The sequence below is a fragment of the Henriciella mobilis genome, from assembly GCF_003576285.1.
In the GTDB taxonomy this organism is placed as follows: Bacteria; Pseudomonadota; Alphaproteobacteria; order Caulobacterales; family Hyphomonadaceae; genus Henriciella; species Henriciella mobilis.
This window is the reverse complement of the sequence record NZ_QWFX01000008.1, coordinates 1-9,270: the sequence shown is the minus strand read 5'-3', so window position 1 is coordinate 9,270 and position 9,270 is coordinate 1. Positions and strand designations below refer to the sequence as shown.

Here is a 9,270-nt window from a genome sequence, read left to right as displayed (position 1 = left end):
GTGGTCTGCTCCCTGAAAAGTGGTCCATTATTTGAGTTAGTTCCGGCTTCAGATATGGAGCTGAGACATGGGCAAGAGATCTACGCCTGAAGAGATTATTGCGAAGCTGCGGGAGGTGGAGGTGCGCCTTGCTCGCGGTGAGACGACGGGTCAGGCCGTGCGTTCGATCGGCGTGACGGAGCAGACCTACTACCGGTGGCGCAAGGAGTATGGCGGGCTGCAGGTTGGCCAGGCCAAGCGGATGAAGGAGATCGAGAAGGAGAATGCGCGGCTTCGCCGGGCGATCTCCGATCTGACCCTCGACAACCAGATCCTTCAGGAAGTCATCAAGGGAAAGTTCTAAGCCCTTCACGCAAACGCGAAGCGGTCGATCATGTGGTTGAGACACTCGGCGCAACCGAGCGCCGGGCCTGCCGTGTGATCGGCCAGCACCGTTCCACTCAGCGCAAGCCGCGCGTGCCGCGTCAGGACGAGGATGTGCTGACAGCAGCCATCATCGCCCTGGCGGAACGGTTCGGCCGGTATGGCTACCGCCGGATCACGGCCCTGCTGAGACGGGATGGCTGGCATGTGAACGAGAAGCGCGTCTATCGCATCTGGCGGCGTGAGGGGCTGAAAGTGCCAATGAAACAACCGAAACGTGGACGCCTCTGGCTGAATGACGGTTCGTGCGTAAGACTTCGGCCAGCGCACAAGGGCCATGTCTGGTCATATGACTTCGTGCAGGACCGCACCCATGACGGCAAGGTGTTCCGCATGCTGTGCGTCATAGATGAGTTCACCCGCGAATGTCTCGCCATCCGCGTCGAACGCAAGCTCAACTCGCGTGATGTGCTCGACACGCTGGGCGAGCTGTTCGTGCATCATGGCCCGCCGGAGCATATCCGCTCCGATAATGGCCCCGAGTTCATCGCCACAGCTCTACGGGACTGGCTGGCACGTATCGGCGTGAAGACGCTCTATATCGAACCGGGAAGCCCATGGGAAAACGGATACTGCGAAAGCTTCAACTCCAAGCTCAGGGACGAGTTGCTGGCGAGGGAGATCTTCTATGATCTCAGGGAGGCCAAAGTCCTGATCGAAACCTGGCGGCGGCACTACAACACCGCGCGCCCACACTCTTCTCTGGGCTACCGGCCACCCGCTCCACAAACCATCTTGCCCGCGGCGTTCATACCGCCTTACTGTGACGAGGTAGCGGCATGAACGCCGCTACGTGGAAACCGCCGGACTAACATTACCGGTGGACCACCCCTGTGGGGCAGAGCAACCGACAACCATGCATCAGCCTCCCCGAACGAGCGAACCGTGATGGATTCGCGTCGTGCGGATAGTTCGCCAATTCGAACAACGGCGTCAACGTGTGGTGTGTCGCTTTGAAGTCTCGGCCGAGATGAAGCTAACCCTTATAGAATTTAGAGCCGGTCTGCAGCGTGTATGAGTTCTGTGAATGCGTTTAGCGAGTTTCGAAAGTGCTCCCAGTAGCGCTGATTCAGCTTTTCAGAAGTCGCCGATTTAAGCACAACTTAGCCGGTTGAAGAGTCTCGTGCTCGATTCACCATTGCCGTTGGAAAGCAAGCTTGACAGCGGTGTAAGGGAGAAAACATTAGCGGCGCGACTTGTTTGAAAAAGAAGTCCGCTCATTCGCCCCACCGCGAAATGAGCGGACTACTCTTATACCCACCCGAAGTCGCTGTGCTCAGGACATATAGTCCGGCATGTGCGTCCAGATGCTCTCTTCGCCGGTTAAGTAGATGTTCCGCGCCAGGACGTGCAGAGGATATTCCCATTCTGGACAAATCCGGCAGGAGGCCTTGAAGATCTCCTCGCGCTTATCTTTGTCATCAATGTCCATCTCGATGAAGAGGGGGATTAGGACTGCTGGATCGATGACGAGAAGCTTGGCGAGCGCGGGAATATGCTCCCAGCTCGGCTTTGCTTTTCCGTCGAGCCACATCTGTACCGTGTTCGGACGTGAGTAACCGAGCTCCTCAGCGACTTCATGGATCGTCATGTCGCTCGCTTCGATCATGTAAGCAAACCAGTGGCGGAAGCGCTCGCCGGAGTACTCGGGGTCTGCGAAGTTGAGATTGGTCATGTTTCACCTCGTGTTTCGTGTTTGCGATGAGGTGAAATTAAGCTTTCTAAGCAGTGCTTTCAAATGGCAAAAATCAATAAAAACAAGGCATTGTTAGTCATTTGTGAGTGAGAAAAGTATGAGGGACGCTGACAGGTTCTACAAAATCTGCCGGCAATGCTGTCTTGGCTGGCCGAGGCCGCCTAAGACTTGCTTTCATTGATGAGCGGTGAAAGCAGCAGATAGCCTGCCGCGAGCCACTCCTCTGCCGCTCCATTGGTGAGTTCCAGCGATCAGCAGGCCTGGTTCGACTATGAGACCATGCTCGGTGTCTTCACCTGCACCTGTGTTGGACGAGCATTTCCTTTACCATAGAGATTGACCTCAAGCTTCGAGATCGCGTGCACAAGCGCGTTGGGTCCGTATTTTATCTGACCGGTGAACTCGATATTCGGGAAGCGCGCGAACAGTTGCTCGTAAGCGACGCGCAGCTGCATTTGCGCCACGCGCGCGCCGAGACACTTGTGAATACCGTGTCCGAATGCGATGTGCTTGCCGACATTGTCGCGCGTCATGTCGAACACGTCCGGGTTTGGGAACACTTCACGATCCCTGTTGCCGGCGCCATACCACATGACCACTTTCTCATCCTTGGCGATACGCTGTCCGTTGATCTCCGTATCTTCCAGAGCCGTGCGACGCATGTGCTTGACTGGAGACACCATTCGAAGAGCCTCTTCCGACATTTTCGGGATCATGGACGGGTCGTTCAGGACGATTGCACGCTGATCGGGGAATTCGGTCATCAGCTTGATCGTCCCCGAGAGCGAGTTCCGAGTCGTATCATTGCCAGCGAAAATTATGAGCAGCCAGGAGCCGTCGAGATATTCCTGCGGGAGCTCATCGCCTTCCAGCTTTGAATGCGCGATAACCGTGAGAAGGTCTTCCCGTGGATTGGCACGCCGGTCTGCCATGACGCGCGCGCCATAGTCGAACATCTCTTCGACAACGGTCTTGAAGCGAAACGGGAAGAGTGGTTCGCCGAGAAACGTTCTCAGCGGGTTGGACATGAACTGGCTAGCCATTTCGAGATAATGCATCCAGTACACAATTTTTGGCCGATCCGCTTCATCCACTCCGAGCATTTCGCAGAGCGTGTAGAGTGGTAGTTCATTCGAGAAGACTTTGACAAAATCGACGACAGGACCGTTGGCCTCCAGATCATCACACAGACGATCAACTTTTCCGCGTACCTTTTCTCGAAGTTCAGCCACGTAAGCGGGAATGAAGAAATCCTTCTGCTGGATCCGCATCTGCATGTGTTGCGGCTCGTCCATGCTGATCAGATTATCCATGGACGCGCGGATCAGTATCTCAGGCTTCCAGTGCCTGCGCTCCGGCACAGCGAGATTGATCCCGCCGCGTGCGGAGGAGAAAATACCCGGCTGAAGCTCTACAGCCTTGATGTCTTCATACCTTGAGACCGACCAGTAACGCGAAGCGCCACTGCGCATTTTCGACCACATGACTGGCGCCTCTGTGCGCATGCGCTCGTAAAGCTCATAGGGGTGACCTCGCCGCCATGAATTCGGATTCGACAATTCGAAGTCGGTCTCAAGTTCGGGGTAGATCGCTGGGAAGGTGGGTGTGGTTTGGCCAGTATCTACGGCTATCTCATCGCTTATCAGTTGCATTCTCTTTGCCCTCCTGGACGATCCTGAAACTCAATACCGATGAGTCGCGTAAGGGAAGTCAAAAGTCCGCAGTTTTCATCCGCTGATTGGCTTCTTGTATCGGATCCGTGAAAGCTTTTTCAAGGCGTTCCATGTGCACCGCGAGCCAGTCAATCAATTCCGGCCAATTCCCTTTGTCGTAGCAATCTGCGGACTTTGCATACTCGATCTTGCTTAGCTTCTTGTCGTCGATGCGTTTCCAGGTCAGCAAATCGCCGAACGCTTTCTCAATGTCATCGCGCTGCTTGTAAAGCTGGTCGAACAACCACTTGTTCTCCGAGGCATTTGGACGCTGAAGGCAGATTTCCACGCGCACTTCGTCCTTTGTAAAAATGAGGTGAGCCACGCATCCGGTTACGCCGGTACCCGTGGAAATCCAGGTATCCTTTTGTGGCGAGACTGTATTGTACCGGCTTAGACCGCGAGCTCTAAGTGTCTCAAGCGCTTCTTCCCAGAACTCTAGTCGGAGGCGATGGCTTCGCCGTTGCGCACCCTGCGCGCTCTTCGCTTCTGTCTCTTTCTCAACCATGCTGATCATGAAATCTGCCGCCTCAGGCGTGGGAATAACTTGCTGGATGTCGACCAGTAGCTCTGAAGCAAATTCGTATGGCGTTAACTTGAAGCATCTCGCATCTACATGATGCTCACGGAGCCAGAGGACGGTCGAGGTTACTTCCTTGCGAAAGTTGGCGGCGACAAACATCATTCGCTGACCATTGCCGGAGTTCAGGACTATCTCTTCAAGGTCTTCGACTTCCAGGAATTCGCAGATGGCCTCTAGCGCATTCCCGCCGCCGCAATAGCGATTAAGGTAGTGCTGGTAGATGTCGATAATCTGCGCTTTGGTGAGGCTCGAGCAATATGCGGCATATTTCAGCGCTTGCCACGTCACGTCGCGACCGGAGTCGTCGAGCTTGTTTTCGATCACGACGATTTGGCCGTCCTTGTCGAGCGCAAGCAAATCCAGTCTTTCGCGGGTGTCGGCAAATTGATCAAACTCCTTTTGAATGATCAGCAATTCTTCACCGAGTGCGTCGGGTTGATTTGCGATCCATTCCTGGACGTGCTCGCGTTCTCGAAGTTGAAGGTCGCTGAACCGTTTTTCGATCAGCTTGTGGATTCTGTTTTCGGATCGGTCGACTTTGAACACTCAGTGGCCCCCTCAATTATCGACAATTTAGCGCATGCCTTTTCCCAACTTAGCGTTCATTCCTACAATGATTTCGCGCACAAGCGGGGAGACTATCATGCTGGACCTGATCGACGAGATTATAGAGCACCCCTTTAATGTCATAGGCTTAGGTGACCGTGAGAAGTTTCACACTGGGATGCTTAGTTACTTGATCAACCAGCTTTCTCCGGAAGCGTCGATGAAACTTATCTCGGTTATGTGGAACAGGCCAATGCCTACGCATTTGCCTAGTCGTATCGTTGCTGAGGTAGAAGTGAAGTCCACCGATCTCGTTATTTCTTGTGATGGTGCTGTCACGTATGTCGCTGAGATGAAGCTTAAGTCCCTTCTGCATGGCAATCAGCAACTCGACTTCGCACGAAACTTTCCTGCAGCTCAGGCGACAATCTTAGGTCTTTTCGAGAAGGCGCCTTACGTCTCATTTCCGCGATTGCTTACAGAGAATTTCGCTGACCGAGGCGCGATTGAGGGAATTGAAGACGATGCTCAAAGACTCATCCGGCTTTGGCTTAACTACCTCGAGATGCTCTCCAATCTAACGCAGCAATTCGAAGATCTTGGTTTAAAATCCCTGCCTGATGCAGACAGGGTAAGGGATCGCCTTCGCGTGGCTAAACTGGAGGGAATATTTGAGGCCTGGCGCCACTGGCTTGTCCAGGAGAAGCTCGCAGACCTTCCAGCCGGAATGCGCGTAAGTGAAAGCAACACACACGGTCGACATCTGACGGATTGGGGACGGAAATTTCGAGGAGTCGAGCTCGGAATTCAATGGCAAACCGATTCCGCGAAGCTCTTTGCCTCGGTACCAAATGACGCGTCTGACGATATGAGATGCACTCGCGATAAATTGCTAGAGGATGCCTTGACGGTGTACTGTTCCGAGTTCAACGAACGGACTGGTTTCTCGCTAAGCAACGGTAAGTGGTTTAGGTCGGCTACGGTAGGGAAAATCGATTGTTTTCGAGACCTAGGCGTTGCTGTTGCTGAGCTCAGGCCTCGGATAGAATTCGTAAACAGATATTGTGATCAGCAACACTGATTTCCGAGTTGATCACAATATTATTGATCCACATCTCAATCACGCAGGTTCACCGCAAGCGCGTCGGCCTTTTGGACCGTCGCTTCAATAGCCTGCTAGGCTTCAATGATTTTGAGCCGCGAAATCATCTACATGGAGCATCGAGTGAAGATCGGTACCTGGAACGTAGAATATGCGTACGAGCGGCGTCTGGATGCGATCCGGACAGTCATCAACGCGAACCCGGCAGATATCTGGATACTCACCGAAACGCACGATGATCTTGTGCCGGATGGCTGCGAATTCGTAGCGCACTCACTGCCTCGACCGCGCAACTGGAACGGCATACGCGGAGGTAGTCGCTGGGTCTCCATATGGAGCCGTTATCCCATCGTTGAGCAGATATCTCTAGACGGTGCCGACGAAAAACGAACAGTCATTGCGCGCATTAAGCCGAACGGCTCGAGTACGCTTTTGGTTTACGGAACTGTGTTGCCTTGGAAAGGCGATGAGCAGGTTTTCAACTGGGATAAGCATCACAGAGTTATCGGCGAACAGGCCCGAGAATGGCGCGAGCTCAAAGAACGCTATCCAGACGCCGATCTGGTTATTGCTGGAGACTACAACACGGATATGGGAACCGGACGCCGCTATGGGACGAAGCGAGGTATCGCGGATCTAAACAAGGCTTTGGACCTTTGCGGTTTGTATTGCGCGACGGCACCAGATCTTCTGCCTGAGAACGCTCTAACTCACTGGCCGATCGATCATATCTCGATACCCAAGCGATGGCAGACTTTCACCAACGTTGCTGCCGCGTGGGACGCGAACCGAAAGGTTCACTCCGACCACAGTGGATTGGTATTGCAGATTGATCCGCAATAGGGGTCAAAAGCTAGTGGAAAAGCGCTCGAGACGACTTGTCGGTTAAAGAGTGTTCTGCATTTGTTCGTGTATGGAATTCGACGCCATGCAGCAGCTTTCAGAAGATCCGCGCCTCGCCGGACTGGTAATCCAGTGTAATGATCAGAGATGTGCCAGGAGAGCATGGGTCGATTTTGTTGACCTGCCGCCCACCCTTACACTTAGAGCGCTAAGGCGGCGCTCTGTGTGCTCCTGGTGTGGCTCGCTGAGAGGCTTTGGGATTGAGGTCGAGCTGCACTCCGCCACGGTCACCAAACCGGGTTCAGACATTCATGACCTTTTGAAAGCTCGGCAGGAGGCACGCAATCTCCGTGACTTCCTGGTCGCACATCCGTTCGCTGTGACCTTTCACGATGGGAAGCGAGCCGCCAGATGGCCGTCGTCGGACTTGCTCGACGCTGCCCATGTGCGATTAGGCTTTACGATGTGCAATCTATACTCGATGACAACGAACCAGGAGGCCATGCGGCGGCTGTTCAGTGCGACCGACCGGCTAGGCAACCAGCCGCCACTCCCTGGTATTTTTCCCGACATGGACGTGCCTATTGTCAAGCACAATGGATCTACGCGTGAACTGGTTCATGCGCGATGGGGATGGAACAAAGCCAAGTTCGGCTGGGTCACAAACATTCGAAACCTGGACGGCTGGCCATGGAAGCATGTTATTCAGGATCGGTCACAGCGCTGCCTCGTGCCGGCGTCATCCTTCGCGGAGTACCATCCCACCGAGAAGACGGAGAAAGGCCATAAGGCGGCTGTCTGGTTCAAGCTGAAGGGTGATGAGCCTAGACCGCCATTTGCCTTCGCAGGCTTCTGTCGCCGGTGGGACTGGGAGAAAGATGGACTACGGAAGAAGGCCGACGCTTCGTTGGCCGAGGATGGCGTCGAAACGCTGGCAATGGCCTTTCTGACAACAGAGCCGAACGAGGTTGTGGCTCCGATCCATCCGAAGGCTCAACCGGTCATTCTTACGAAAGAAGAAGAGTTCGATGCCTGGCTCACCGGAGCGCCGGAAGACGTGAGGGAACTTCAGCGGCCGCTCGAAAGCGATGCACTGGTGGTCTGCTCCCTGAAAAGTGGTCCATTATTTGAGTTAGTTCCGGCTTCAGATATGGAGCTGAGACATGGGCAAGAGATCTACGCCTGAAGAGATTATTGCGAAGCTGCGGGAGGTGGAGGTGCGCCTTGCTCGCGGTGAGACGACGGGTCAGGCCGTGCGTTCGATCGGCGTGACGGAGCAGACCTACTACCGGTGGCGCAAGGAGTATGGCGGGCTGCAGGTTGGCCAGGCCAAGCGGATGAAGGAGATCGAGAAGGAGAATGCGCGGCTTCGCCGGGCGATCTCCGATCTGACCCTCGACAACCAGATCCTTCAGGAAGTCATCAAGGGAAAGTTCTAAGCCCTTCACGCAAACGCGAAGCGGTCGATCATGTGGTTGAGACACTCGGCGCAACCGAGCGCCGGGCCTGCCGTGTGATCGGCCAGCACCGTTCCACTCAGCGCAAGCCGCGCGTGCCGCGTCAGGACGAGGATGTGCTGACAGCAGCCATCATCGCCCTGGCGGAACGGTTCGGCCGGTATGGCTACCGCCGGATCACGGCCCTGCTGAGACGGGATGGCTGGCATGTGAACGAGAAGCGCGTCTATCGCATCTGGCGGCGTGAGGGGCTGAAAGTGCCAATGAAACAACCGAAACGTGGACGCCTCTGGCTGAATGACGGTTCGTGCGTAAGACTTCGGCCAGCGCACAAGGGCCATGTCTGGTCATATGACTTCGTGCAGGACCGCACCCATGACGGCAAGGTGTTCCGCATGCTGTGCGTCATAGATGAGTTCACCCGCGAATGTCTCGCCATCCGCGTCGAACGCAAGCTCAACTCGCGTGATGTGCTCGACACGCTGGGCGAGCTGTTCGTGCATCATGGCCCGCCGGAGCATATCCGCTCCGATAATGGCCCCGAGTTCATCGCCACAGCTCTACGGGACTGGCTGGCACGTATCGGCGTGAAGACGCTCTATATCGAACCGGGAAGCCCATGGGAAAACGGATACTGCGAAAGCTTCAACTCCAAGCTCAGGGACGAGTTGCTGGCGAGGGAGATCTTCTATGATCTCAGGGAGGCCAAAGTCCTGATCGAAACCTGGCGGCGGCACTACAACACCGCGCGCCCACACTCTTCTCTGGGCTACCGGCCACCCGCTCCACAAACCATCTTGCCCGCGGCGTTCATACCGCCTTACTGTGACGAGGTAGCGGCATGAACGCCGCTACGTGGAAACCGCCGGACTAACATTACCGGTGGACCACCCCTGTGGGGCAGAGCA

General features: G+C 55.1%; 8 protein-coding genes. 5 read left to right on the top strand and 3 right to left on the bottom strand.

Annotated features, from left to right (window positions below; all coding sequences use genetic code 11):
• Positions 1 to 67: 67 nt before the first annotated feature.
• Positions 68 to 1,206, top strand: a protein-coding gene (locus D1223_RS09280) for an IS3 family transposase (protein WP_119375279.1) whose coding sequence is annotated in 2 segments (ribosomal slippage) — positions 68 to 326 and positions 326 to 1,206 — 1,140 coding nt in all. Because the reading frame shifts where the segments join, the coding sequence is not laid out codon by codon here.
• Positions 1,207 to 1,699: 493 nt separating this feature from the next.
• Here D1223_RS09280 and D1223_RS09275 read toward each other — a convergent pair.
• From D1223_RS09275 to D1223_RS09265, 3 genes are all read right to left on the bottom strand, one after another.
• Positions 1,700 to 2,098, bottom strand: coding sequence for a helix-turn-helix domain-containing protein (locus D1223_RS09275; RefSeq protein WP_119376168.1), 399 nt, complete (start codon positions 2,096 to 2,098; stop codon positions 1,700 to 1,702).
• 290 nt (positions 2,099 to 2,388) lie between these two features.
• Positions 2,389 to 3,771: a cytochrome P450 gene (locus D1223_RS09270; protein ID WP_119376167.1), complete on the bottom strand. Its 1,383-nt coding sequence runs from the start codon at positions 3,769 to 3,771 to the stop codon at positions 2,389 to 2,391.
• 58 nt (positions 3,772 to 3,829) lie between these two features.
• Positions 3,830 to 4,960 (bottom strand): DUF4268 domain-containing protein, encoded by a 1,131-nt coding sequence (locus tag D1223_RS09265; RefSeq protein WP_119376166.1) that lies wholly within the window; start codon positions 4,958 to 4,960, stop codon positions 3,830 to 3,832.
• A gap of 97 nt (positions 4,961 to 5,057) precedes the next feature.
• Between D1223_RS09265 and D1223_RS09260 the strand changes: the two genes are divergently transcribed.
• The 4 genes from D1223_RS09260 to D1223_RS09245 all read left to right on the top strand — a co-directional run bounded on the left by D1223_RS09260 (position 5,058) and on the right by D1223_RS09245 (position 9,207).
• A complete protein-coding gene (locus tag D1223_RS09260) occupies positions 5,058 to 6,041 on the top strand; it encodes a hypothetical protein (RefSeq protein WP_119376165.1) in 984 nt (327 codons plus the stop codon).
• Positions 6,042 to 6,185: 144 nt separating this feature from the next.
• Entirely contained in the window at positions 6,186 to 6,905 is a 720-nt protein-coding gene (locus D1223_RS09255) for an endonuclease/exonuclease/phosphatase family protein (protein ID WP_158588444.1), read from the top strand.
• Positions 6,906 to 7,368: 463 nt separating this feature from the next.
• Positions 7,369 to 8,091 carry an SOS response-associated peptidase gene (locus D1223_RS19270; RefSeq protein ID WP_119376169.1) on the top strand — a complete coding sequence of 241 codons (723 nt, stop codon included), beginning with the start codon at positions 7,369 to 7,371 and terminating at the stop codon, positions 8,089 to 8,091.
• Positions 8,069 to 9,207 (top strand): IS3 family transposase gene (locus tag D1223_RS09245; protein ID WP_119375279.1). Its coding sequence is split into 2 segments (ribosomal slippage): positions 8,069 to 8,327 and positions 8,327 to 9,207, totalling 1,140 coding nucleotides; the frame shifts between segments, so codons are not numbered across the junction. Before D1223_RS19270 ends, D1223_RS09245 begins: the two co-directional genes overlap by 23 nt.
• Positions 9,208 to 9,270: the final 63 nt, after the last annotated feature.